The sequence below is a fragment of the Streptomyces sp. NPDC040610 genome, assembly GCF_055594065.1.
This window is the reverse complement of sequence record NZ_JBVIXA010000010.1, coordinates 82,934-108,579: the sequence shown is the minus strand read 5'-3', so window position 1 is coordinate 108,579 and position 25,646 is coordinate 82,934. Positions and strand designations below refer to the sequence as shown.

Here is a 25,646-nt window from a genome sequence, read left to right as displayed (position 1 = left end):
TTGGTTAGGCTAACCTCACTTCATGCAGTCGCAGCGCACGGGTACGTCACATCCCGCAGCCGAAGAGGACCCGTCACCGGGGCAGTTGACCGACACACCCGCGCAGGGTGGTGTTTCGGCCAGCACCGCGGTCCCGCCGTCGGCGGTGGAGGCGGTTGTACGGGAGACGGGGCCGGACGCCGCGCGCGAGCAGGCGGGCCCGGTCACCGACCGGCCGTCCGCTCCGGACCGCGCACGGCGCCGGATCCGTCTCTGGCTCGCGGGCCTCGCCGTCCTCCTGTTGGTGCTGTGCGCCCTGTCGCTGTCCATCGGGGCCGGTGAGGTCGGGCCGGGCGGTGCCCTGGACTATCTCCTCGACCGTGGCGGCGCCCGCGACGACGCGCGGCTCGCCCTCGTCATCGGCGACCTGCGGCTGCCCCGCACCCTCACCGCCGTCCTCGTCGGCACCGCGCTCGGCGTGGCCGGGTGCCTCCTCCAAGCCGTCACCCGCAACCCCCTCGCCGAGACGGGCCTGCTCGGGGTCAACGCGGGCGCCTCCCTCGGCGTCGTCGCAGGAATCGCGCTCCTCGGGTTCGACTCCGGATACGCCTACCTGGTCTGCGCGTTCGTCGGCGCCGTGGTCGCCAGCGCCCTGGTCCTCCTCATCGCCGGGCGCGGCGGCGGCTCCCCGATGCGTCTGGTGCTCGCCGGGTCGGCCCTCGGCGCCACGTTCGGCGGGCTCACCAGCGTCGTCGTCGTGAACTCCGCCGAGACGTACGACCGTTTCCGGTTCTGGGTGCTCGGCTCGCTCGCCGGTGTCGAGGGGTATGGCGAACTCGCCCGCCTCGCCCCGGTCCTCGGCGTGGGACTGCTCGTCGCCGCGCTCGTCGTCCGGCCCCTCTCCGCACTGGCCCTCGGCGACGACCTGGCCCGCGGCCTCGGCCACCGGCCGTCGGTCATCCGTACCGTCGTCGCCGTCGCCGTGACGCTGCTCACCGCCGCGGCCGTGGCGCTCGCGGGCCCCATCTCCTTCCTCGGCCTGCTCGCCGGGTTCGTGGCCCGCTCCCTCGCGGGGCCCCGGCTCGCGGTGCGCCTGGTCCTCGCGGGGCTCGTCGGCGCCGGTGTCCTCACCACCGCCGACGTCGCCGCCCGCGTGGTGTCCCGACCCTTCGAGGCACCCGTGTCCGTCATCGTCGCGCTCATCGGCGCGCCGGTCCTCATCGGCATCGTGCGCTCCAAGCAGCTCGCGACGATGGGGATGACGGACCCGGCCACGGAGGAGGCGGGCGGCGGCGGGCGGCGACTCGGGGGGACGGTGCGGGCGTTGGTGTCGCGTGCCGTGCGCTTCGGCCGGGCGGGCGGCGCTGATCGCCCACGCGGCGCCGGCGACCCCGAAAGCCCGGGCCACCCCGGCAGCTCTGCCAGCCCCGCAAGCCCCGCTCAGCATGGCCGACCCAAAAGCCCCATCCGCCCCCTCCGCCCCCTCCGCCCTCTCCGTCCCGAACGCACCGACGGCCTCATGGCCCTGCGCACCGGCCCGATCTCGTTCCTCGTGGCCCGCCGCCCCGCCTTCGCCGCTCTCGGCCTCGCCGCCCTCCTCGCCTGCGCCGTCGTCCTCTCCGCGTACGCCGGGCAGAGCGACATGGGCATCTCCCGGACCTTCCACGCCGTCCTCGGCCAGGGCGACCGCTTCGACGTGCTGCTCGTGCAGAAGTTCCGGCTCGGCCGGATCGTCGCCGGGCTCGTCGCGGGCGCGGCCCTCGGCCTCGCGGGCTGCCTCACCCAGACCCTGGCCCGCAACCGCCTCGCCACCCCCGAACTGCTCGGCGTCAACGACGGCGCCACCGCGGCCGTCCTGCTCTCCGCCACCCTCAGCGCGTCCGGCTCGTTCGGCGCCTGGTGGGCGGGGCCGCTCGGCGCGCTGATCGCCGTGATCGTGGTGACCGCGGTGTCCGGCGGGGTGGGCCAACGCGGCTACCGGGTCCTCGTCGTGGGCCTCGCGATGTCGGCCCTCGCCTCCGCCGTCACCCAGGTCGTGCTGTCCCGGCGCTCCCTCAACTCGGCCAGTTCGCTGTACGTGTGGACCTCGGGGAGCCTCAACGGCCGCGGCTACTCGGTCGCCGTGCCGGTCCTGATCGGCCTCGCGGTGCTGATTCCGGTGGCCCTGGCCGTCGCCCGGCATCTGGCGGTGCTGCGGTTCGACGACGACACCGCCGCCTCCCTGGGTTCGGCCCCCGCCCGTACCCGCGTCGTCTGTCTGCTGCTCGCGGTGGCGCTGGCCGGTCTGGCCGTCGGTGTCTGCGGTCCCGTCGGGTTCGTGGCGCTGGCCTCGCCGGTGATCGCGTCGCGGCTCGCCGGGCCGCTGCGGGTGCCGTTGATCGGCTCGATGCTCACCGGGGCCGTCCTCGTGGTCGCCGCCGACACGCTCGGACGGATCGCGTTCTCCGGCTCCGAACTGCCCGTGGGCATCGTCACGACCGTCCTGGGCGGGCCGTTCCTGCTGTGGGTGCTGCTGGGCCGCTCGGCGGCGACCCGCGTCTGAGACGGCTCCCTCGCCGAGAGAGCTGCCGTACCCGAGACAGCTCGCCCACGGAGACAACTGCCGTACCCAACAGGGCTCCCCCGCCATCACTCCCGGCACCGCCCCGTCCCGCCCCGCTCGACCCGTGAGAGGTACCCCACGTGACCGACACCCGCAGCCCCCTCCTGCGCTCCCTGCGTCAGGCCGTCCGCGCCCAGGTCGCGGGCGCGGAAGCGGAGTTCTGGCTCCGCGCGGAGGCGCTGGGCACCCCGCTCGTCGAACCCGACCCCGAGGGCGACCCCGCGTACCGTCTGGTCACGTTCGTGTGGCGCGACGACCCCGCGGCGCCTGTGTCGGACGTCCTGGCGCTGCTGCACACCGTCACCGACCGGGCCCGGCACGCGGGCGATCTCACCGCCCATCTCATGGACCACGTGGACGGCACCTCGGTCTGGGCGATCGGCCACCGGCTGCGCGCCGACCACCGCGCCTCGTACCAGTTCCTGCCGCACCGCGGCTCCCGCGAGGACGTCCTGCGCACCGACCGGGCGTCCTGGAGGGCCGTACTGGACGCGGCGGTTCCCGACCCCCTGAACCCCGCCCCCGCCCTGCCGTCCCGCGACGGCCGCTCCCCCGCGTCCATCGTGTCCCTCCAGGACGCCCCCGCGGAGCCGCACACCGGCCGCAGGCCCGGCGTGCCCCGGGGACGCGGCGTCGAAGCCGAGGTACAGGGGCGGCGGATCACCGTGCACCTGCCGCCCGGCCACACCCCGGAAGGCGGCCCGTACGCCGTGGCGGTGCTCCTGGACGGCGAGATGTGGGGTCCCGTCCTCGGCGTCGGCGATGTCCTCGACAACCTGCACGCGGACGGCGCGCTGCCGCCGACCGTCGCGCTGCTCGTCGACACGATGGGCCGCCGGATGGAGGACCTGTCGTGCAGCGGGCCGTTCGTCGACTGGCTGGCGGACACGTTGCTGCCGTGGGCGGCCGGACGGTACGGCACGGAGAGGCGGCCCGAGCGTACGGTCGTGGCGGGCCAGAGCGCTGGCGGCCTCACCGCGGCGTTCGCCGCGCATCACCGCCCGGACCGGTTCGGCCTCGCGCTGTCCCAGTCCGGGTCGTTCTGGTGGCCCGACGACGAGCGCGGCACCGAGTGGCTGACCCGGCAGTACGCGTCCACCCCGCGCCGACCGGTGCGCCTCCGCCTCGAAGTGGGCCTCCAGGAGTGGATGCTCCTGGAGGAGAACCGCAGGCTGCGGGACGTCCTCCAGGAGCAGGGCTACGACGTGTCGTACGCGGAGTTCAACGGCGGCCACGACTACGCCTGTTGGCGGGGCGGCCTCGCGTCGGGCCTGACGGCGCTCCTCTCGGAACGCTGAGCGGGCGGCTCGGTCACGCCACGGGGGCGGCCAGCGCCGGATCCTGACCGGACCGGCCGAGCGCCTCGGCGACGAACCCGGACGCCGTCAGCTCGGCCACCGTCTCGCTCAGGAACCGCACCGTCTCCGGACGCCGGTCCCTGGTCGTCCCCACGGCCTGCCGGATGGTCATGAACGCGGGCTCGACCAGCCGCAGTTCGGGCCGCGCGGCGACGTGCGCGGTCAGTGGCTGCCGGATGCCCGCCCCGGCCTCCAGCCTCTCGGAGTGGAAGACGTCGACGCCCTCGGGGCCCCGGACCACGGTGGCGTGGCGCAGCGTGCGCGTCAGATACAAGTCGTACGCGGAGCCCTGCTTCACCCCGATGCGGACTCCCGCGCGGTCCACGTCCTGCGGCGTCCGCAGCGTCGAGTCGGCCGGGACTGCGTACAGCCCCTCGATGTGCACGTACGGGGCGGTGAACGCGACCTCCGCCTCGCGGGCCGGGTCGACGGCGAGGAAGCACAGGTCGGCCTGCCCGGTGGCCATGGCCTCGTAGGACTTGCGGGCCGCGTCGAAGCACCGGAACTCGACGGGCAGGCCTAGGCGCCGGGCCGTCTCACCGGCGAGGTCGACCGTGACTCCGCGGGGCGCGTCCAGGGTGCCCTGGGCGAGGACGGGGTTGCCGAGGTTCACGGAGGCGCGGAGCACGCCGGTGGGGGCGAGGTCACGGGCGAGGGCGACGATGTCGGTGATCTCCATGGGGCCGAGTCTAGGAACGCCGGGCGGGCGCCCACCGGGCGGACCCCGCCCGAGCGTGCCTCAGGCCACCACCGCGTCCCCCTCCTCCCTCTCCGCCTCGTCCTTCTCTTCGTCCTCGTACTCTTCGTCCTCGTACTCTTCGTCCTCGTACGGCGGCGGCTGCGGTGCCTCGGCCGGAAGGCGCAGCGCCACCAGCGCGCCCACCGCCACCAGCGCCGCCGTCCCCCACACCGCAGCCCGGAACGGTCCGGCGTCCGGGGTGCCACCGTGGCCGCCGCCTCCGATGACGGCCGCGCACAGCGCGATGCCGACGGCTCCGCCGAGGGTGCGGACGATCTGGAAGAGCCCCATGGCCTGGCCCATGTCGGGCGGAGCGATCGACTCGAACCCGGCGAGCTGCACGGTGAGTACGGCGGTGCCGAGGACCAGGCCGACCAGGAACATCAGGAGCCGGACCGTCCACGCGTCGTCGGCGACGCCGGGCACGCCGAGGAGGGCGAAGACGGCGGTGGCGAGGAGGAGCGCGGGCACGGTGAGACGGCGGGGGCCGAGGCGCGGCAGGAGCCGGTCCACGAGCTGGGAGGCGAGCATCAGGCCGAGTGCCTCGGGGAACACGCTGAGCCCGGCGTCGAGCGCGGAGGCGCCCATGGCCGCCTGGTAGAGCAGCGGGAAGACGAAGAGCAGGCCCATGAGTCCGGCGGCGGTGAGGACGGCGAGCACCGAGGCCGTCCCGTAGTTCCGGTCGGTGAACAGGCGAAGGCGCAGGAGGGGTTCGGCGGTGCGCCGGAGGTGGCGGACCGCGGCGACGAGGAGGACCGCGCCGAGGACTCCGGCGGCGGCCACGGGCGGGCTGCTCCAGCCGTGTGCGGGGCCGTACCCGAGGGCGTACGTCAGCAGGCCGAGGGCCGGGGTGGCGAGCCAGAAGCCGGTGCGGTCGAAGGGGCCTTCGGTGCCCTCGACGTGCTCGCGCAGGCCGAGGACACCGATGAGGAGCGCGGCGAGGCCGACGGGCACGTTCACGAAGAACAGCCAGTGCCAGGAGGCGTGTTCGGTGAGCAGGCCGCCGAGCGGCGGGCCGAGCGCGGGCATGAGGGCGGTGGGGACGATGAGCGCCTTGGCCAGCCTGCCGCGTTCGTGCGGGGCGTACGTACGGAAGAGCAGGGTCATGCCGACCGGGGTGAGCAGGCCGCCCGCGAGGCCCTGCACCGCGCGGGCCGCGATGAGCGTCGGCAGGTCCTGGGCGAGTCCGCACAGCGCGGAGGCGGCGGTGAACACCGCGAGCGAGCCGAGGAAGACGCGCTTGGTGCCACAGCGGTCGCCGAGCCAGCCCGCGACGGGCAGGGTCAGGGCGAGGGCGACGAGGAAGGCCGTCTCGACGGCGTTGGCGGCGGAGACGGGACGGCCGAAGTCCTCGGCGATGGTGAACAGCGCCGGGTTGACGATCGTGGAGTCCAGGCCGTTCATGCACATCGCGGCCACGTAGACGACCACGACGGCGGCTCTCGGCGAGAGCAGGCGTGCGCGTACGGAGCCGTCCTTCGCCGGGTTCGCCTCGGAGTTGTTCACCGGGTCTGCGGGGCTGTCCTTCACCGGGCGAGCGCCCCGGCGTCACACGCGGTGATCCACTCCAGCGCGGCGGCGCGCGGGCAGGGCCCGTACACGACCGTCCAGCCGTCGGGGACGGCTGCGAACAACGGCCACAGGGAGTGCTGCCGCCGTTCGTTGACAAGGACGACGAAGGCGCTCGTGGGGCCGTCCGCGTCGAAGGGGTTGGCGGGGGCGTCGCCGGTCACGGACATGGGGGTCACTTCTCCAGATCGGTCAGGCGGTCGGCGACCACGCGGGCGATGTGCGCGATCGGCTCGGGCAGGGTCATGTCCTTGTGGGAGCAGGCGACATCGGTGTTGTCGACGCGTCCGCTCACATAGGGCGTCCAGGTGTCGGGCGTCAGGGCGTCGTCGATGGTGTCGACGGTGGCCCGGAAGAAGAGGACGTCGCCGTCGAACCGGCGGTGGTCGTAGCGCCGCACCAGGTCGTTGGTGTTGAGGTAGATGTCGGCGAGGGCCTCGATGGTCGCGGTGGGGAGCGCGGCGAGGGGGCTGTTCTCGCGGTGGAGCACGTCGACGACGTTGGCGGTCGTCAGCGCCTTGCCCTCCAGGCTGTCGGGGCCGTAGCCGCCCATCGTGAGGAGCGATTCGAGCGCTTCGGCGCGGTCGGACTCGGGCAGGTCGCGGAAGCCCTCGGCCGGGTAGGCGTCGAGGATCGCGAGGAGCTGCACCTCCTCGCCTTCGGCCTGGAGGTGGGCCGCCATCGCGTGCGCGATGATGCCGCCGGTGGACCAGCCGAGGAGCCGGTAGGGACCGTGGGGCTGGACCTCGCGGACGCGGGACGCGTAGTGCGCGGCGAGTTCTTCGAGGGTGGCGGGCAGCGGTTCGGCGGCGGTGGCGGGTCCGACGCCCTGGGCCTGGAGGCCGTAGACGGGCACGTCCGACGGCAGGTGCCGGATGAGGCCCGCGTAGCACCAGCTGAGCCCGCCGGCGGGGTGCACGCAGTACAGCGGGGCGCGGTCCCCGGCCGGACGCAGTGGCAGCAGGACGTCCAGCGGGTCGTCCTCGCGGTCGGCGTCGAGCACGGCGTCGAGGGCGGCGACGGTGGGCGACTGGAACACGGTGCCGATGGACACGTCGGTGCCGAACGCGGCCTGGACGCGGGCGGCGAGGCGCACGGCGAGCAGCGAGTGCCCGCCGAGGTCGAAGAAGTTGTCCTCGGCGCCGACCCGTTCGAGGCCGAGCACGTCGGCGAAGATCACGCAGAGCTGTTCCTCGCGCGGGGTGCGCGGGGCGCGGCCGCCACCGGTGGCCGCGGGCGCGCCGGGCGCGGGCAGGGCCTTGCGGTCGAGCTTGCCGTTGCCGGTCAGCGGGAGGCGGTCGAGGAGCACGACGGCGGAGGGGACCATGTGGACGGGCAGGTGCCGGGCGGCGTGTTCGCGCAGCTCCGAAGCGTCCGGGCCGTCCGCTCCCGGGGTGGGCACGGCGTAGCCGACGAGGCGCTTGTCGCCGGGGGTGTCCTCGCGGACGACGACGGCCGCGTCCGCGACGTCGGGGTGCGCGGCGACGACCGCCTCGATCTCGCCGAGTTCGATGCGGAAGCCGCGGATCTTCACCTGGTGGTCGGCGCGCCCGAAGTATTCGAGGGTGCCGTCGGCGCGGCGCCGCGCGAGGTCGCCGGAGCGGTACATGCGGCTGCCGCGCGCCCCGAAGAGGTGCGCGTAGGGGTCGGCGACGAACCGGGTGGCCGTCAGGTCGGGCCGTCCCAGGTAGCCGAGGGCCACGCCGTCGCCCGCCACGTACATCTCCCCGGTGACACCGGGCGGCACCGGCTGGAGCCGGTCGTCCAGGACGTACACGCGCAGGTCGGGGATGTTCACGCCGATGGTCGACGAGGTGGCAGCGGCGGCGGTGGCTCGGTCGAGCGGGAAGTAGGTGACGTGCACGGTGGTCTCGGTGATGCCGTACATGTTGACCAGCGTCGGCGCGTCCTCGGCGTGCCGCTCGTACCAGTCGGCGAGCCGTCCGAGCTCCAGCGCCTCCCCGCCGAACACGACGTAGCGCAGCGCCAGTTCGGTCCCGGGCGCGTCCCGGTCGGCGGCGGCCAGCTGGTAGAAGGCGGACGGCGTCTGGTTGAGGACGGTGACGCGCTCCTCGGCGAGCAGGCGCAGGAAGGCGCCCGGGTCGCGGCTGGTGAGGTGCGGTACGACGACGACCTTGCCGCCGTACAGGAGGGCGCCCCACAGCTCCCACACGGAGAAGTCGAAGGCGTAGGAGTGGAACAGCGTCCAGGCGTCGTCGGGGCCGAAGCCGAACCAGTGGTCGGTGGCGGTCAGGAGCCGGGTGACGTTGTGGTGGGAGACCACGACGCCCTTGGGGCGTCCGGTGGAGCCGGAGGTGTAGATGACGTACGCCGGGTCCTCGGGGGCGAGGGGCCTGGTGCGGTCCTCGTCGCGCAGCGGTGTGTCCGCGTACGAGCCGGTCGTGTCGCCGTCGACGGTGAGGACCGGCAGGTCGTGGGCGGGCAGCCGGGGCGCGGTGGCCGTGTCGGTGAGGACGGCGGCGGGCCGGGCGTCTTCGAGCATGTACGCGAGGCGCTCGGCCGGGTAGTCCGGGTCGAGCGGCAGGTACGCGGCGCCGGACAGGGACACCGCGAGGAGCCCGGTGACGAGTTCGGGAGAGCGGGGCAGGGCCAGGGCCACGATCGAGCCGGGGCCGATGGAGCGGGCGGCGAGCAGCCGGGCCAGGCGGTGGGCGCGGGCGGACAGTTCGGCGTAGGTGAGCTGCTGCCCGTCGTGGCTGACGGCGATGCGGTGGGGGTGACTGCGGGCCGCTTCCTCGTAGCGCTCGGCGAGGGTGGCGGGCTCGGCGTGGCCGCCGGGCAGGGCCTGGGCGTTGCCGTCCACCAGGGCGCGGCGCAGTTCCTCGGGGCCGAGCAGGGGCAGGAGGGCGAGCGGGGTGTCGGGGGCGTCGGCGGCGGCGGTGAGCAGCCGGGCGAGGCGGTCGGCGAGTGCCTGGGCGGTGGCGCGGTCGAAGAGGTCGGTGCGGAATTCGAGGAATCCGCCGATGCCGCCGCCGGGCAGTTCCCCGGCGTTGAGGGTCAGGTCGAACTTGGCGGTGCCGGACGGCACGGCGGTCATGCGGGCGGTGAGGCCGGGGCCGAGTGGGAAGGCGGTGTCGGGGACGGACTGCCAGGCGAGCATCGTCTGGAAGAGCGGGTGCCTGCCCAGGGAGCGGGCCGGGTTGAGCGCCTCGACGAGGTGGTCGAAGGGCAGCGCGTCGTGTTCGTGGGCGCCGAGGGTGGTGGCGCGCACCCGGTCGAGCAGGGCGCGGAACGTGGGGTCGCCGGAGGTGTCGGTGCGCAGCACCACGGTGTTGGTGAAGAACCCGACGAGGTCGGCGGTGGCGTCGTCGGCGCGGCCCGCGACGGGCGTGCCGAGGGGGATGTCGGTGCCGCAGCCGTGCCGGGTGAGCAGGGCGGCGAGCCCGGCCTGCACGGTCATGAACACGCTGGTGCCGGTGGCGCGGGCGAGCCGCGTCAGGGCGGTGTGCGCGGCCTCGTCGAGGTGGAAGGGGACGGTGTCGCCCTTGTGCGACGCGACGGCGGGACGGGGCCGGTCGGCGGGCAGTTCCAACTGGTCGGGCAGTCCCGCGAGGGCCTGCTTCCAGTACGCGAGGTGCCGTTCGGCGAGTGCCGTCGGTGCCTGGGCGGGGCCGAGGAGGCGCTGCTGGTGGGCGGCGTGGTCGGCGTACTGCAGGGGCAGCGGGGCGAACTGCGGGGCGCGGCCCGCGAGCCGGGCGGCGTAGGCCGTGGCGAGGTCACGGGCGAGGGGTGTGGTGGAGGCTCCGTCACCGGCGATGTGGTGCAGGAGCAGCAGGAGGGTGTGCCGGTCGGGTCCTGTGGTGAACAGCGTCGCGCGCAGCGGGGGTTCGGCGGCGAGGTCGAAGCAGTGGCGGACGGCGCCGCCGAGGTCGTCGCCGGGCGCGGCGAGGTGGAGGACCGGCCGGGCCGCGGGGTCGTCCGCGGCGAGGATCCGCTGGCACGGCAGGTCGTCGGCGGCGCCGTCCGCGATGGGGTACACGGTCCGCAGCGTTTCGTGGCGCGCGCTCAGGTCGTGCAGGGCCAGCGTGAGGGCGTCCCGGTCGACGGGGCCTTCGAGGCCGAGGGCGAGCGGGATGTTGTACGTGGCGCTCGGACCCTCCAGGCGGTGGAGGAACCAGAGCCGCTGCTGGGCGGGCGACAGGGGCAGGTCGCCGGTGCGGGGGACGGGGGTGACGGGCGCGGTGTCCTGGTCGTCGCCCGGGGCGCTCTCGACCTCCTGGGCCCGGACGAGCGCCGCGAGCCCGGCGGGCGTGGGGGCGCGGAAGACGTCGGCGAGGGAGACGGCGGCGTGGAAGGTCTCTCTGATGCGGGCGGCGAGCCGCGCCGCGAGCAGCGAGTGCCCGCCGAGGTCGAGGAACCCGGCGTCGGGGGCGACCGGGCCGTCGAGGCCGAGGAGGTCCGCGAAGAGCCCGCGGATGATCTCGGTGTACGGATCGGCGGTGGCGGCCGAAGCGTCGGGCGTCCCGGCGGCGGGGGTCTCCGGCTCGGGCAGGGCGCGGTGGTCGAGCTTGTCGTTGGCGGTGCGCGGCAACGCGTCGAGGAGGGTCACGGTCGTGGGGACCATGTGCTCGGGGAGGACGGCGGCCAGGTGGTCGCGGAGGGTGGCGGGGTCCAGGCCGGTGGAGAGGTCCGCGCCGGCGCCGGGGTTCGCGCCGGAGGCGAGGTCCACGCCGGTGCCGGGTTCCGCCCCCGCGCCGGTGCGCGGCACGGCGTACGCGAGCAGCCGCTTGCCCGTGGCGCCCTCACGGGCGATGACGGCGGCCTGCGCCACATCGGGGTGCGCGGCCAGGACGCTCTGGATCTCGCCGAGTTCGATCCGGAAGCCCCGGATCTTCACCTGGTCGTCGGTGCGCCCCAGGAACTCCAGGGTGCCGTCGGCCCGGCGGCGCACCAGGTCCCCGGTGCGGTACATGCGGCCGCCCGCGGGGCCGAACGGGTCCGCCACGAACCGCTCGGCGGTCAGGTCGGGCCGTCCGAGGTAGCCGCGGGCCAGGCAGGCGCCCGCGACGTACAGTTCCCCGGCCACGCCGTCGGGGGCGGGGCGCAGGCTGGAGTCGAGGACGTAGGCGCTGCCGGCGCGCACGGGCCGCCCGTCGGCGTCGGCACCGGTCCAGTAGTAGGCGTCGACGGTGGTCTCCGTGGGCCCGTACAGGTTGAGCGGATGCAGTCCCGGGACGGCGGACAGGCGCCGCCACAGCGGCTCCGGCACGGTCTCGCCGCCCACCACGAGGACGGCGGGGTGGTGTCTGCCCTCGTCGAGCAGGCCCTCGGCGATCAGCGCCTCCGCGTAGGAGGGCGTGACGTCGAGGTAGTCGACACGGTGGGCGTCGACGTAGGCGGTGAGGGCCGCCGGGTCGCGGTACGTCACGTCATCGAGCAGGTGCAGTTCGTGGCCGTGGACCATCCACAGGACGGGGTCCCAGGACGCGTCGAAGGCGAACGAGGCGCTGTGGGCGACGCGCAGGCGGGCGCTGCCGGTGCGGGCGACGGCCGGGGCGATGTGGTCGCTGCCGTGGCCCGCGAGGAGGTTGGCCAGGGAGGCGTGGGTGACGACGACGCCCTTGGGGCGCCCGGTGGAGCCGGAGGTGTGGATGACGTAGGCGGCGCTGTCCGGGGCGGGCGCCGCCGCGGGGACCAGGGCGGGTCTCTCCGCGAGCGCGGCCCGCACTCCTGGCTCGTCCAGGGCGAGTTCGGGCACGGTGTGCAACGGCAGCGCGGCCAGGGTGTCGGTCGTGCCGAGCACGCACACGGGCCTGGCGTCCGCGAGGACGGCCCGGGTCCGGGCGGCGGGGTGGCCGAGGTCCAGAGGCTGGCAGACTCCGCCCGCCTTGAGGACGGCGAGCAGGGCGACGACCATGTCGGTGCCGCGCGGCAGGGCGAGGGCGACGGGGCTCTCCGCGGTGACGCCCCGGTCGGCCAGTTCGTGGGAGAGCCGGTTGGCGGCGGCGTCCAGTTCGGCGAACGTGAGGGCCTGCTCGCCGCAGCGCACGGCGACGGTGTCGGGGGTGCGGGCGGCCTGCGCGGCGAAGGCGGCGGGCACGGTCGTCGTCGCGGGCTCCTCGGTCCGGCCCGACGTCACGCGGCGCACCTCGTCGGCGGCCATCAGGTCGAGGGCGGCGAGGGGGCGGTGCGGGTCGTCGAGGAGCTGGTCGGCCAGGGCGCGCAGGAGGTGCTGGAACGCGGCCTGGTGGCGGGTGAGTTCGTCGGCGTCGTAGCGGTCGGCGGCGGCGTCGAGGCTGACGGCGAGGCCTCCGTCGCGGCTGGGCCAGGCTCCGATCGCCAGGTCCTCCACGGGGCCCGCGGCGAGATTGCGCACGGTCCCGGGCAGGCCCGCGAAGTCGAGGGGGTCGCCGTCGAACGGCTTGACGTTGACCATGGGCCCGGTGAGCGGCGCGGCGGCGGAGCCGAGGCCGAGGTCCCTGCGCAGGTCCGCCTGCGGGTAGCGCTGGTGGCGGCGCACGGCGCGGATCTCCAGGACGACGCGGCGCAGCAGTTCGGCCGCGCTGTCCTGGGGGCGGACGGCGAGGCGCAGCGGCAGCACGTTCACCGTCATGGCGGGGGTGCGCAGGGCGGCGGGGGCGCGGCGGTTGGTGACGGGCAGGCCGAGCACGACCTCGGGGGCGCCGGTGATCCGGTGCAGATAGGTGGCGGCGGCGGCCACGACCAGCTCCGCCCAGGTGGCCTTGGCGGCGGTGGCGGCGGCGGAGATCCGGTCGAGGCCCGCCAGTTCGGCCGTCGCCTTGCGGAGTTCGCCCGTGGCGCCGGTCGCGGGGCGCCCGGAGAGCGTCACGGGCGCGGGGGCGTTCGCCATGCGCTCCGCCCAGAACGCCCGGTCGGTGGCGAGGCGGTCGCTCGCCAGGTACTGGGCCTCGTCCTCGACGAGTTCCCGCAGGGGCGCGAAACGGCAGGCGGGAGCGGATGCTTCGGGGTCGGCCGTGAACGCGGTGTACAGCTCGGCGACGCGGCGGCCGATCAGCTGGAGGGCGTAGGCGTCGACGGCGATGTGGTGGACGCGCTGGTACCACCAGGTGCGGTCGTCGGCGATCCGGATGAGGGCCTGCGTCATCAGGCCGTGCCCGTCCCCGGCGTCCCCGGCGTCGGCCGGGCGGGCCAGGTCGGCGCGGATCCAGGCGTCGGCGGCCTCCTCCGGCCGGTCCTCGGCGCGCAGGTCGATCCGATGCACGGGCACATCCGTCGCGTACGCCGCGTCCCGTACCCACTGCCGCGGCTCGCCGCCCGCCTCGGTCACGCGCAGGCGGAGCGTGTCGGCCTCCGCGACGGTCCGGCGCACGGCGCGCTCCAGCCGGTCCTCGTCCAGGGCGCCGTGGATCTCCATGAGGTCCGCGGTGTGGAACGCGGCGCCGCCGGGGTCCAGTTGCTGCGCGTAGTGGATACCGGCCTGCGGCGTCAGCAGCGGGAACACGTCGTCCGGACGCGGATGCATGCGTACAACTCCTCGGGGATCGAGCGCACCGGACCACCAGCGCGAAGTTAGGTAAGCCTAAGCTATGTTCTCGGGGGCGATGGCGCGAGCCGTTCCGTCCGCCCCCGCACACGAAGAGGACCGATGCCGCACCCCACCCCCGACGAAGCCGCAGCGACACGAGAAGCCGCAGCGACACAAGGCGCCACCACCGCCCCCGACGACCTCAAGTCCGCCGTGCGGCAGCGCGTCGACGCACACCGCGACGACCTCGTCGCCCTGAGCCGCCGCATCCACGGCCACCCGGAGACGGCCTTCGCCGAGCACCGCGCCGCCGCCTGGTGCGCCGAGGCCCTGACGGCAGCCGGATTCGCGGTCGACTCCCCCGCGTACGGCCTGGACACCGCGTTCTCCGCGACGCTCGGACCGGGGCCGCGGACGGTGGCGATCGTCTGCGAGTACGACGCCCTGCCGGACCTCGGGCACGCCTGCGGCCACAACCTGATCGCCGCCGCGGGGGTCGGCGCGGCCCTCGCGCTCGCCCCGTTCACCGACGAACTCGGCCTGCGGATAAGGGTGCTCGGGACACCGGCCGAGGAGCGCGGCGCGGGCAAGGCCCTGATGCTCGACGCCGGGGCGTTCGACGGGGTGGACGCCGCGATGATGGTGCACCCGTGCCCGTTCGAGATGTCCGACTTCCGGTCGTTCGCGCTCGGCACGCTGTCGGTCACGTACACCGGTCGCGCCGCGCACCCCAGCCTCAACCCGCACGAGGGCCGCAACGCCGCCGACGCCCTGACCGTCGCGCAGGTCGCGCTCGGTCTGCTGCGCCAGCACCTGCCGCCGCAGTGGCGGGTGCACGGCATCACCACGGAGGCGGGCACGAGCCCCAACGCGGTCCCGGCCCGCGCGACGGCCTCGTACGAACTGCGGGCGCTGGCCGCCGAGGACCTCGCCGAGCTGCGCGCCCGCGTGGAGGACTGTTTCCGCGCCGGTGCCCTGGCGACCGGCTGCGACGTCACACTGGAGCGGCCCGAGCCGGACTATCTGGACTTCCGCGGCGACCCCGCGCTGATCGACCTCTGGACGCGCAACGCGCGGGCGCTCGGGCGGCCGGAGCCGGTGCAGCGCCCGCCCTTCGCCTGCACCGACATGGGCAATGTGTCGCACGCGGTGCCGTCCATCCATCCGGTGCTCGACATCAGCGGCGGCACCTGCGGCCCGCACGAGCCGGAGTTCGCGCAGGCGGCGCTGTCCCCGGCGGGGGAACACGCGCTCCTCGACGGGGCGACGGCGATGGCGTGGACGGCGGTGGACTTCGCCCGCGCCGCCGGGGAGACGCCCGGCGGCTGACGTCCCTGTGGCCCGACGTGGCCGCTCCCCGGGCTCCATCGGGAAGCGGCCACGGCCACATGACGGCTCATCGGGACCGATCAGCTACCGGCCGCCGACAGCACGTCAGGACTCACAGACCCCTCGGGCTCCTCAAGGCCTTCAAGCCAAGGCCTTCAAGTCCCCCGAGTCGCCCTCGGGACCTCAGGACTTGGACAGCGCCTTCGTGATGTCCTTGAGCACGACATCGCTGGCCAGCGGCCCGCCACGGGTGGACCAGACCGACCCGTTCACGGTCACGACGTGCTTCTTCTTGACGGCGCCGAGCTCCTTGTACGCGGGCTTGGACTGGACGTCCTTCAGGGCCTTCTCGCCGTCGGACGTCAGGGTCGAGAGGAACAGCCAGTCGCCGTCGATCTGGTCGATCTTCTCCAGGCTGAGCGACGGGGTGTGCGCGTTGCCGTCCTTGTTCTGCGCCTTGGGCCGCTTCAGCCCCATCTCCAGGGCGACGCCGCTGGCGAACTGCTTCTTCTCCATCCAGCTGGGGCCGTCCGGGTTCCAGCGGACGATGGACACCTCGGCGCCCTTGTCGGCGCCGAGCTTCGCGCCCGCGGCCTTCGCGGCGGACTCGTGGTCGGCGATGACCTTGTTGGCCTTGTCCAGCTTGTTCACGGCGTTGCCGATGCCACGGAAGGAGAGCTTCCACTCGTCGGCGGGCGCCATCGTGACCAGGGTGGCGGGGGTGATCTCGCGGAGCTGCTTGAGGACCTGCTCGTCCTGCATGTCACCGGCGAGGATGAGGTCGGGCTTGGCGGCGACGACCTTGTCCATCACGGGCTGGAGCAGATTGCCGACGACGTCGATGTCCTTGACCTTGTCGGCCAGGTACGCCGGGGGCTTGTCGAGGCCCTGGCCGTTGGTGATGCCGACCGGCTTGACGCCGAGGGCGAGCACCGCGTCCAGGTCCTCCTGGGTCAGGGTGACGACGCGCTTGGGGTGCGCGGGGACCTTGACGGTGCGGCCGGTGGCGTCCTTCACCGTGCGCGTGCCGGAGGCCTCGCCCGCCGAGGCGCCCTTGGAGTCCTTCTTGTCCGAGCCGGAGTCGGAACCGCATCCGGTCAGCAGCAGCGCGGCCGCCCCGAGGACTGCGACTGCCTGCGCCGCGCGGCGCGGCACGAGGGGAAGGGATCTGCGGGGCAGGTTCATCAAGGGCTCCGTGTTCAATGGGACATGACTGGGCCGAGGCACACGCGACCATCCGGCCGCGCCACCCCACGGCGCAGAGACTAAGGTTAGCCTTACCTTACAGTTTCGAGGCAAGGGGTTGCCTCATCCCCCGGGAAGGGCGAGGCACACAGTGGAACTGCGCGTCGAGCGAGTCACCGCCGGATACGCCGGTCGCACCGTGGTCGACGAGGTCGACCTCACGATCGGCTCCGGCCAGGTGGTGGCCGTCGTCGGCCCCAACGGGTGCGGCAAGTCGACCTTGTTGCGGACGATGGCCCGGCTGCACACGCCGGATTCGGGCCGGGTCCTCGCGGGCGACGCGGACGTGTGGCGGCTGCGTCAGCGCGACGCGGCGCACCGCATCGCCCTGCTCCCCCAGGCCCCGCAGGCACCCGAGGCCGTCACGGTCGCGGGTCTCGTACGCTACGGCCGCCACCCGCACCAGGGCCTGTTCCGCCAGTGGTCCCGCGAGGACGAACAAGCCGTGACCAAGGCTCTGGACGCCACCGGCACGACCCCGCTGGCCGAGCGCCGCCTCGACGAACTCTCCGGCGGCCAGCGCCAACGCTGCTGGCTCGCCATGGTCCTGGCCCAGGAGACCCCGGTGGTCCTGCTCGACGAGCCGACCAGCGCCCTCGACATCGGCCACGCCGTGGAGGTCCTCGACCTGGTGCGCGACATCGCCGCGGGCGGCCGCACCGTCGTGATGGTCGTGCACGACCTCGCCGCCGCGGCCCGCTACGCCGACACCGTCGTCGCGATGCGCGACGGCCGCGTCCTGGCGTCCGGCCCGCCGCGCGAGACCATCGACGCGGACCTGGTCAGGGAGTTGTACGGCATCGATACGGAGATCCTGTTCGCGCCGTCCGACGGCGCTCCGGTCGTCGTACCGACCGCGCGGGTGGCGGCGACGGCCGGGGACAGCCGCTAGACGGGCAGTTGCGACAGTTCCGCGAGCCCTGATGGTTCCGCAAGCCCCGGTGGTTCCGATGGGGTGAGTGACCGGCTGCGGTCGGCGGCAACGCCGAGCACGGCCGCCTGCCGCAACCGGCTTGCCCGGGCGGCCAGGTGGCGCCCCGTCAGCGGACGGCGTCGGCCGCCGCGGTCTCCGGCTCGTCCGAGGCCGCGGGGGCCGGGCCCTTCGGGCCGCGCAGAGCGATGTGGACGAGCAGTGCACCCATGACGGCGACGCCCGCCCACATGGCCTGCTGCCACCCGTCGACGAAGGACTGCTGCGCGGCGTGGACGAGGTCCTGGGCGTGCGTACCGCTGCGAGGGGCCACCTCGACGGCGTTGGCGATGCCTTCGCGTGCGGTGTCCGCGGCTTCCCGGGGGATGCCGTCGAGCTTGTCGTCGATGGCGCCGCGGTAGCCCGCCGACAGCAGGGCGCCGAGCATGGCCACGCCGAGGGCGGTGCCGAGCTCGCGGGTGACGTCGTTGAGCGCGGAGGCGACTCCCTGCTCGGCGCGGGGCAGGGAGCTGGTGATGGCCTCGGTCGAGGGCGTCATCGAGAGGCCCATGCCGATGCCCATGGCCAGCATGCCGGCCAGGATGGACAGGTATCCGCCGTCGACGGAGACGAACACGGCCATCAAGGCCAGGCCGAGCATGCCCAGGGCGACGCCCACGGCCATGGTGACGCGGGCGCCGACGCGTCCGGCCATCCCGGGGGCCAGGCCGGACGCCACCATCATCATGACGGCCATGGGCATCATCGCCACCGTGGACAGCAGCCCGGACCAGCCCAGGACGGCCTGGAAGAACGGGAAGAGAACCACGGCGACACCCGCCTGGACCCCGAAGACCACCAGGAGCGTGATCGAGCCGCCGGCCAGGCCGCGCTCACGGAACAGGCGCACGTCCAGGAGGGCCGCGTCGCGGCGGCGCAGCTCCCAGGCCACGAATCCGACAGCGGCCATGACACCGACGACCAGGCTCATCAGAGTCACGGGCGCGGTCCAGCCACGCTCGGGGCCTTCCTGCAGGGCAAAGATCAGACCGATCACGGCGACGGCGGACAGGAAGGCGCCCGTGGTGTCGAAGGAATGAGCGGAGCGCCGACGGGAGTTGGGCACCGACTTCAGTGTCATCGCCAGAGCGACGACGACCAGGGCCACGGGCAGGACGAACAGCCAGCGCCAGTCGGCGACATCGACCAGGAGCGCGGACAGGAACATGCCCAGGACGCCGCCGCCCCCGGCGACACCGGTCCACACGCCGATCGCCTTGCCCCGCCGCTCCTCGGGGAACGTACTCGTGATGACGGCCAGCGTGATCGGCATGATCATCGCGGCACTCACGCCCGCGGCCACACGCGCGGCGATCATCACGCCGGCCGACGGAGCGAGCCCCGCCACGACGCCGGCGGCGCCGAAGACGGTCAGTCCGGCGATCAGCATGGGCTTACGGCCCAGCCGGTCACCGACGGCGCCGAGCGGCAGCAGCAGCGCGGCCAGGGCCAGGGTGTAGATGTTGATGATCCACAGGACGGTGTTCTGCGACGCGCCGAACTCCACGGCCATCTGGGTCTGGGCGACGTTCAGCCCGGACACCGACGCGATGACGGCCATCAGCGCGACGGAGACGGCGATCAGGATGGAGCGCAGCCGACGCGCGTCGGGTGTGCCTCCGCCGCTCGCCGATGCCGCCGCCTGGGGAGGCTGGTTCGTACTCATGTCGTCCTTCCGAGGGCATGCGGGACCAGCGCCGGAGCAGGGCCGGTCGCCGCACTGAAGGGGGGAACGTGCGTGGCCCACCGATCCGGGCCACCTGCCGTCGACGCTAGGCCCGCATTGCGGAGAAGGCATACGCTGTTGCCCATGACGCAAGAAGATGGGCAGCTGGACAGCCTCGTGCGCAAACGGATCCGCGCCCTGCGGGTCGCCCAGGGCTGGTCCCTGGAGGATCTGGCCACCCGCGCCAACCTCAGCCAGTCCTCGCTCAGCCGCATCGAGAACGGCCGGCGCCGCCTCGCCCTGGACCAGCTCGTCACCCTCGCCCGCGCCCTGGACACCACCCTGGACCAGCTGGTGGAGAACGCCGCCGACGACGTCGTCGTCAGCCCGATGATCGACGCCGCCCACGGACTGATGCACTGGCCCGTCAAGGGCGACCCCGGCATGAGCGTGATGCGTCAGCGGATGACCGAACCGCCGCCCGACAACCCTGCCCGCATGCGCGCCCATCCCGGCCGCGAATGGCTCGTGGTCCTGTCCGGCACCGCCGTCCTCATGCTCGGCCATCGCCGGTTCCGCGTCGAGACCAACCAGGCCGCCGAGTTCCCCACGATGATGCCCCACGCGATCGGCGCCGAGGGCGGGCCGTGCGAGATCATGGGCATCTTCGACCGCGACGCCCGCCGCGGCCACCAACGCGACACCGCCGAGGCCGATGGCGGCACTCCGGCCTCCGGCACGTGACGGCCCCGCGGCGCCCGCGGGATCTTGCGTGACGGGCAGCAGGAGCGGCGACTTCCTTGCGCAGGCAGCAAGGATCTGTGCCGCAGACGCATGAGCGTCCTACGGTGTCGCCATGACCCGAATCCACCAGCACACCCCGCACGGCGAAGGCGGCCACCACCAGGCACACGACCCCGGCCAGGCGGAGATCCTCGACCTGGACGCCGAGGTGCTCGCCGACCACATCGCGTTCATCACCGCCTGGCTGCCGCTGAAGGCCGAGCCGCGCCGGATCGTGGATCTGGGCTGCGGCACGGGGGCGGGCACCTTCGCGCTCCTGGAGCGTTTCCCCGAGGCGCACATCACCGCCGTCGACACCTCGGCCGGGCATCTTCAGCTCCTGCGCGAGAAGGCCCGCGCCCGTGGAGTGCGGGAGCGCGTGCGCACCGTGCAGGCCGACCTCGACGCCGCCTCCTGGCCCGATCTCGGGACGCCGGACCTGGTGTGGGCCTCGGCCTCGATGCACCACATGGCCCACCCCGACCGGGCCCTGGCCCGCGTCCACGACCTGCTCGCCCCGGGGGGCCTGTTCGCCGTCGTCGAGCTGGACGGCTTCCCCCGCTTCCTGCCCGCCGACGCCCCCGAGAACCGGCCCGGTCTCGAAGAGCGCTGCCACAGGGCGACCGACGGCTTCCACGCCGAGCACGTCCCGCACCGCGGCGCCGACTGGGGACCGATGCTCTCCGCCGCCGGGTTCACCGTCGAGGACGAGCGGACCATCACCGTCGACATCCAAGGCGACCGCAGCGAAGCCGTCGGCCGCTACGCCCACGGCAGTCTCCAGCGCGTCCGCGGCGCCGCGGCACCGGCGCTCAGCCCCGAGGACCTCGCCGCGCTCGACGAACTGCTCGACACCGAGAGCCCGTACAGCATCCTGCGTCGCGACGACCTCTCCGTACGCACCGAGCGCACCGTCTGGGCCGCCCGCCGCGCCTGAATCCCGGCCGCGTCGTGACTCCGCATTCTCTCGCGCAACCACCGCTAGGCTCACGCCTGATGCCGAGAAGCCGCCAACCCCCGCCGGGGTCATCCACTCCGCAGAAGATGCCCAGCGGAGCCGGGTGGCTGCCGCACGGCTACTCGGTGGCCCCCCACACGCACACGGCGGGCCAACTCGTCTACGCGGCAGCCGGGACGGTCGCCACCACGACGGAGCGCGGCACCTGGGTGGCCCCCGCCAACCGTGTGACGTGGACACCGCCCGGCTTCGCCCACTCCCATCGCTTCTACGGCCGCACCGACGCGCGGCTGCTGACCGTTCCGGTCGAGCTGTGCGGCGAACTCCTCGACCACCCCAGCGTGTTCGCCGTCAGCCCGCTGCTGCGCGAGGCCGTTCTGACCCTGACCGGCGACCGGCCCGAGAAGCGTTCCGGCGCCCACCGGCGGCTCCTCGCCGTGGTCATCGACGAGCTGTCCGACACCCCGGAGCAGTCCCTGCACCTGCCCGAAGGGGCCGATGACCGGCTCCGTGCGGTCACCGGCCTCCTGCACGCCGACCCCGCCCGGCCCGCGACCCTGGCCGAACTCGGACGCGTCGCGGGGGCCAGCGAGCGGACCCTGAGCCGGCTGTTCCACAGCGAGCTCGGCATGAGCTTCCACCGCTGGCGCACCATCTTGCGCATCCACCACGCGCTGGCCCACCTGGCCGAGGGCACGTCCGTCACCGATACGGCGATGGCGTGCGGTTGGTCGAACCCGTCCAGCTTCATCGACGCCTTCAACGAGGTCGTGGGCCAGACCCCGGGCAGCTACCGGACGGACCTGCGCAGCAGCCCTACGGTGCCCTAGCGGTCGCCCTCGAGAAGGTGCCGCACGTCCAGCCACACTCTTGGCGGGTTTTCAGCATCGCGTGTCCATTTGCCGGTTGGTGGCGCGGGCGTCGGGTTCCACAGTGGTGGCAGTGCGCCGCTCCACCAGGGGGCGGCACGGCCGCCCACGCACTGGTGCGTGCGGTCCCCTTTTCTGCGAGGAGTTCGAGGAACCATGACCGGAACCGTCAAGGACACAACCGTGGTGATCGTAGGGGGCGGGGTCGCCGGCCTCGCCCTGGGCACCTTCCTCCTGCGGAAGGGGATCGGGTGCGTCGTCCTCGAAAGGCACAGTCGTACCTACGTGGAGCAGCGACAGCGCGCCGGGGCCCTCGATGCCGGCGGTGTGGGTGTGCTGAACGAGTGGGGGGTGGGCGAGGCCGTGGTGGGCCACGGCCGCATCAGCTCCGACTCGGGTGTGCCCCTGCTGGTGGACGGAGCACAGCGGTGGTGGAAGAGGGGCGATGACGACGAGGGCGACAGCGACGGGGTGTTCTGTCCGCAGCAGGTTCTCGTCCGCAACCTGATCAGTATCTTTCTGCGCGACGGCGGCGACCTGCGCTTCGGGGCGGAGGACGTGTCGCTGTGGGACATCGACACCGAGCAGCCGCTGGTTCGCTACCGGGAGCCGGACGGCTCGACGCGGACGGTCACGTGCGACTTCGTCGCCGGTGCCGACGGTTACCGTGGCGTCAGCCGAACAGCCGTCCCCGAGGACGTCCTCACCTGCTCCAGCCATGAGTTCGGCTACGCCTGGCTGACGGTGATGGCGGAAGTGCCGGCGGATCCCCAGTCCCTGTTGGCCGTGCACGCGTGCGGTTTCGCCGCGCAGATCACGCGGGGGCCGAACGCGAGCCGTCTCTACCTCCAGTGCCCGCTGTCCGACACCGTCGAGCAGTGGCCCGACGAGCGTGTCTGGAGCGAACTGGAGAAGCGCTTCGGCAGGCCCGTGGAACGCAGGGGCCCGATCATGAGCAAGCAGGTCGTGCCGCTGCGCGGAGTGGTCTTCAGCCCCATGAGCCACGGTCGGCTCCACCTTCTCGGGGACGCCGCCCACCTCATCTCCCCGATGAGCGCGGAAGGCATGAGCCTCGCCCTCCACGACGCCGACGTGCTCGCCCGCGCGGTCGTCCAGCACGTGCAGAAGAATGACCCGAGCCTGCTCGACAGCTACTCCGACACCTGTCTCCACCACACATGGGAGCGCCAGGTGTCCGCGGTCCGGATAACCCGGACCATGCATGACTCCGGCGACCCCACCTACGAAGGAGAGTTCCGCAAGCAGATCGCCCGCAAGGAATTGGAGACCATGCTGAAGCCACTGACGGCGCCTCACCCGGCCGCGTAGGTCGCCGTGGCCGGACGCCGACGGAAACCACGGCCCGGCCGCCGCCCCGGCCCACTGTGCCCCGACTCGCCCGCACCAGAAGGGATCCGACGAGGTGACACCCCGAGCAGAGCCCGACCACCCGGCCGAGAGCCCGGCGGCCGCGGCCGCCCGCCTCACCGGACACGCGGCGACCGGACAGCACCCGCTGTCCGGCGCGCTCACCGAAGTCGCCCTCGACGGCGGGCAGTCGGTCGTCGTCAAGCGCGCCGACGCGCCGGGCGCGGTGCGGGCCGAGGCGGCCGGGCTGCGCTGGCTGGCCGCCTCGGGCACGGTGCGGGTCCCGGCCGTGCGCGGGCACGACCGGCACTGGCTGGTGACCGACCGCGTCCCGCAGGGCGCGCCGACCGCCCGGGCAGCCGTCCGGTTCGGCCGCGGCCTGGCGGCCCTGCACGCCTGCGGCGCCCCCGCGTTCGGCGCGCCGCCGCCCGACGGCATCGAGGACGCGTACATCGGACTCGCCCCCATGCGGAACGTCCCCGGCGACGACTGGCCGCGCTGGTACGTCGAGCACCGGGTGCTCCCCTACCTGCGGCGCGCCGTCGACGACGGGACCGTGCGCCCCGCCGAGGCGGACGTGGTCGAGCGGGTCTGCGCACGGCTGCCCGCACTCGCCGGGCCCGCCGAGCCGCCCGCCCGACTGCACGGCGACCTGTGGAACGGCAACGTCCTGTGGGGCGCCGACGGGCAGGCCTGGCTGATCGACCCGGCCGCGCACGGCGGCCACCGGGAGACCGACCTGGCCATGCTCGCCCTGTTCGGCTGCCCGCACCTCGACGACGTACTGGACGGCTATCAGCAGGAGGCCCCACTCGTCGATGGCTGGCGCGCACGCGTCGGCGTGCACCAGCTGTTCCCGCTGCTGGTGCACGCCGTGCTGTTCGGCCGCGGCTACGCCGAGCAGGCCGTCGCGGCGGCACGGGCCGCGCTCATGAACTGACCCGCCCGGGTGGCATGGTCACCGGATCGGGCAGCCGCATCAGGCGGAGGATGTTGCCGTGGTAGATCCGTGCGCGGTCGGTGTCCGTGAGGTCGAGCGTGTCCAGGGCGCGGATCGTCTCGCGGATGAACCCGGGCCCGCCTTCGGGGTCGAAGGGGCAGTCCGTGCCGAACAGGACGTGGTCGGCGCCGAAGAAATCGAGGCCGCACCGGATACCGCTGGCGGAGCCCGACAGGGCCGTGTCGGCGTAGAAGCGGCGGAAGTACTCCAGCGGCCTGTGCGGCAGCACCGTCTCGCGCAGCCGCGCGAGGTTCCCACCCGCGGTGCGGCTGCCGAGCTGATCGCTCCAGCCGAGTCCGATCCGCCCTTCGAGGTAGGGGATCATGGCGCCCAGATGATGGGTGATGATCTTGATGGTCGGGTGTTGTTCGAGCAGGCCGGAGAAGACGAGCCGGGCCATGGCGGCACTCGTCTCGTACGGCCAGCCGAGCGCCCACCAGATCTCGTACCGGGAGGTGTCCTCGGTGGCATAGTCGGCGAAGGCGGCTCCCCGGGCGGGGTGCAGCCAGATGGGCAGGTCCCGCCGGGCCATCTCGGCGAAGACGCCCCGGAACTCGGGGGCGTCCAGTGGCTTGCCGTCGACATTGGTGAAGAGCTGCACGCCCCGGGCGCCGAGGTCGTCGAGGGCGTGGGCGAGTTCGGCGAGTGCCGCGTCCGGGTTGTTGAGCGGCAGGGAGGCCACGAAGGCCGGGAAGCGGTCGGGGTGCCGTTCGCACAGCTCGTGCAGCGACTCGTTGGCGAGGCGTGCCAGCGCCGGGGACTCGTGCGGGGCGGCGAGCCGTTCGATCGGCGGTGAGGACAGCGTGAGGACCTGCTGGTAGCCGTCGCCGAACTCGTCCATCATCCGCAGGCGTGCGTCGATGTCGTGCAGCGCGTCCAGCTCCAGCCAGCGTTTGAGGGCGGCGGTGTCGACGGCGAGCTCGCGCATGCGCGCGAAGTAGCGCCGGGGCAGGATGTGGCTGTAGGCGTCGAGTTTCATCGCTCGCTCCTCGCGGTCCGGGGAACCCAGTGGGTGATCTTGCGGTCGACGGCCTGGACCAGGGCGAGGGCTCCCAGGGCGACGGCGACGACGACCAGGAGCACGGCGAGGACGCTCGCGCTGTCGAAGCGGCCGCCCGCCTCGGTGACGAGGTGGCCCAGGCCGACCACGGCGATGAACATCTCGCCGTTGATCATGCCGGTGACGGCGCGGCCGACGCCGAGCCGCACCCCGGCCATGATCATGGGCGCGGCGGCGGGCAGCGCGACGCGCAGCAGCACCTGGGGTTCGCTCGCGCCGTACGACCGTGCCATCTCCACCAGATGCGCGGGCACGGACCGCACGGCCTCTTCCGTGGTGACGATGACGATGAAGACGGCGTACATCACCACCACCGCCACGATCGAGGCACGTCCCGCCCCGAGCAGCGAGAAGAACACCGGCGCGAAGACGAGGGAGGGGGCGCTCAGCAGTGCGTGGACGTAGCCGCCGAGTGCTGCCTCGACACGGCGTGAGCAGCCCATGGCGGTGCCGACGACGAGCCCGGTGGTGAGGGAGACGGCCAGGCCGATGGCGAGGCTGAGCAGGCTGTCGGCCAGGCTGCTGAAGATCAGGCCCTCACGGCACAGGGCGACGAGCCGGTCGAGCACCCGGCTCAGGGGCGGCAGCGACGACGCCTCCGCCGTCCGCCCGACCACCTCCCAGACCGCGGCGCCGACCGCGAGGCTGACGGGCGCCGCGGGCACGCGTCGTAAGGAGGACCG

At 73.7% G+C, this 25,646-nt stretch carries 17 protein-coding genes; 9 read left to right on the top strand and 8 right to left on the bottom strand.

From position 1 onward, the window contains the following. Positions 1 to 22: 22 nt before the first annotated feature. On the top strand, positions 23 to 2,521 hold the full coding sequence (gene fhuB / locus ACZ6AA_RS29865; protein WP_471461010.1) for a Fe(3+)-hydroxamate ABC transporter permease FhuB: 2,499 nt from the start codon (positions 23 to 25) through the stop codon (positions 2,519 to 2,521). A 140-nt stretch (positions 2,522 to 2,661) separates the two neighbouring features. Continuing rightward, positions 2,662 to 3,879 (top strand): enterochelin esterase, encoded by a 1,218-nt coding sequence (fes, locus tag ACZ6AA_RS29860; RefSeq protein WP_471461006.1) that lies wholly within the window; start codon positions 2,662 to 2,664, stop codon positions 3,877 to 3,879. Between the two features lie 13 nt (positions 3,880 to 3,892). Here the strand turns inward: fes and ACZ6AA_RS29855 are convergent, their stop codons facing one another. The 4 genes from ACZ6AA_RS29855 to ACZ6AA_RS29840 all read right to left on the bottom strand — a co-directional run bounded on the left by ACZ6AA_RS29855 (position 3,893) and on the right by ACZ6AA_RS29840 (position 13,712). After that, a complete protein-coding gene (locus tag ACZ6AA_RS29855; protein ID WP_471461002.1) occupies positions 3,893 to 4,618 on the bottom strand; it encodes a transporter substrate-binding domain-containing protein in 726 nt (241 codons plus the stop codon). Positions 4,619 to 4,678: 60 nt separating this feature from the next. Further along, on the bottom strand, positions 4,679 to 6,133 hold the full coding sequence (locus ACZ6AA_RS29850) for a DHA2 family efflux MFS transporter permease subunit (protein ID WP_471461398.1): 1,455 nt from the start codon (positions 6,131 to 6,133) through the stop codon (positions 4,679 to 4,681). 71 nt (positions 6,134 to 6,204) lie between these two features. Beyond that, positions 6,205 to 6,417: an MbtH family protein gene (locus ACZ6AA_RS29845; RefSeq protein WP_468456807.1), complete on the bottom strand. Its 213-nt coding sequence runs from the start codon at positions 6,415 to 6,417 to the stop codon at positions 6,205 to 6,207. Positions 6,418 to 6,422: 5 nt separating this feature from the next. Then, positions 6,423 to 13,712 carry an amino acid adenylation domain-containing protein gene (locus ACZ6AA_RS29840; RefSeq protein WP_471460998.1) on the bottom strand — a complete coding sequence of 2,430 codons (7,290 nt, stop codon included), beginning with the start codon at positions 13,710 to 13,712 and terminating at the stop codon, positions 6,423 to 6,425. Positions 13,713 to 13,835: 123 nt separating this feature from the next. On the opposite strand from ACZ6AA_RS29840, the gene ACZ6AA_RS29835 reads away from it, so the two are divergent. After that, a complete protein-coding gene (locus ACZ6AA_RS29835) occupies positions 13,836 to 15,044 on the top strand; it encodes a M20 family metallopeptidase (protein WP_471460995.1) in 1,209 nt (402 codons plus the stop codon). 183 nt (positions 15,045 to 15,227) lie between these two features. On the opposite strand, the gene ACZ6AA_RS29830 is transcribed toward ACZ6AA_RS29835, so the two are convergent. After that, a complete protein-coding gene (locus ACZ6AA_RS29830; protein ID WP_468481378.1) occupies positions 15,228 to 16,229 on the bottom strand; it encodes an ABC transporter substrate-binding protein in 1,002 nt (333 codons plus the stop codon). A 151-nt stretch (positions 16,230 to 16,380) separates the two neighbouring features. Here ACZ6AA_RS29830 and ACZ6AA_RS29825 point away from each other — a divergent pair, with 151 nt between their 5' ends. Further along, positions 16,381 to 17,181: an ABC transporter ATP-binding protein gene (locus tag ACZ6AA_RS29825; RefSeq protein WP_471460990.1), complete on the top strand. Its 801-nt coding sequence runs from the start codon at positions 16,381 to 16,383 to the stop codon at positions 17,179 to 17,181. 148 nt (positions 17,182 to 17,329) lie between these two features. On the opposite strand, the gene ACZ6AA_RS29820 is transcribed toward ACZ6AA_RS29825, so the two are convergent. Then, positions 17,330 to 18,925, bottom strand: a complete 1,596-nt coding sequence (locus ACZ6AA_RS29820; RefSeq protein ID WP_471460987.1) for an MFS transporter — start codon at positions 18,923 to 18,925, stop codon at positions 17,330 to 17,332. Between the two features lie 144 nt (positions 18,926 to 19,069). Here ACZ6AA_RS29820 and ACZ6AA_RS29815 point away from each other — a divergent pair, with 144 nt between their 5' ends. The 5 genes from ACZ6AA_RS29815 to ACZ6AA_RS29795 all read left to right on the top strand — a co-directional run bounded on the left by ACZ6AA_RS29815 (position 19,070) and on the right by ACZ6AA_RS29795 (position 23,843). Then, entirely contained in the window at positions 19,070 to 19,669 is a 600-nt protein-coding gene (locus ACZ6AA_RS29815) for a helix-turn-helix domain-containing protein (RefSeq protein WP_471460985.1), read from the top strand. A gap of 112 nt (positions 19,670 to 19,781) precedes the next feature. After that, positions 19,782 to 20,645: a class I SAM-dependent methyltransferase gene (locus ACZ6AA_RS29810; protein ID WP_471460982.1), complete on the top strand. Its 864-nt coding sequence runs from the start codon at positions 19,782 to 19,784 to the stop codon at positions 20,643 to 20,645. Between the two features lie 107 nt (positions 20,646 to 20,752). Further along, positions 20,753 to 21,496 (top strand): helix-turn-helix transcriptional regulator, encoded by a 744-nt coding sequence (locus ACZ6AA_RS29805; protein ID WP_471460978.1) that lies wholly within the window; start codon positions 20,753 to 20,755, stop codon positions 21,494 to 21,496. 195 nt (positions 21,497 to 21,691) lie between these two features. Next, positions 21,692 to 22,864: a 4-hydroxybenzoate 3-monooxygenase gene (locus tag ACZ6AA_RS29800; protein WP_471460974.1), complete on the top strand. Its 1,173-nt coding sequence runs from the start codon at positions 21,692 to 21,694 to the stop codon at positions 22,862 to 22,864. A gap of 94 nt (positions 22,865 to 22,958) precedes the next feature. Next, positions 22,959 to 23,843, top strand: coding sequence for a fructosamine kinase family protein (locus ACZ6AA_RS29795; RefSeq protein WP_471460971.1), 885 nt, complete (start codon positions 22,959 to 22,961; stop codon positions 23,841 to 23,843). Here the strand turns inward: ACZ6AA_RS29795 and ACZ6AA_RS29790 are convergent. Together ACZ6AA_RS29790 and ACZ6AA_RS29785 are read right to left on the bottom strand one after the other, a co-directional pair. Further along, the gene (locus ACZ6AA_RS29790; RefSeq protein ID WP_471460967.1) at positions 23,833 to 24,882 is read right to left on the bottom strand and encodes an amidohydrolase family protein; all 1,050 of its coding nucleotides are present in this window, start codon (positions 24,880 to 24,882) and stop codon (positions 23,833 to 23,835) included. The genes ACZ6AA_RS29795 and ACZ6AA_RS29790 overlap by 11 nt on opposite strands. Continuing rightward, positions 24,879 to 25,628, bottom strand: coding sequence for an ABC transporter permease (locus ACZ6AA_RS29785; protein WP_468456783.1), 750 nt, complete (start codon positions 25,626 to 25,628; stop codon positions 24,879 to 24,881). Before ACZ6AA_RS29785 ends, ACZ6AA_RS29790 begins: the two co-directional genes overlap by 4 nt. Positions 25,629 to 25,646 lie beyond the last annotated feature (18 nt).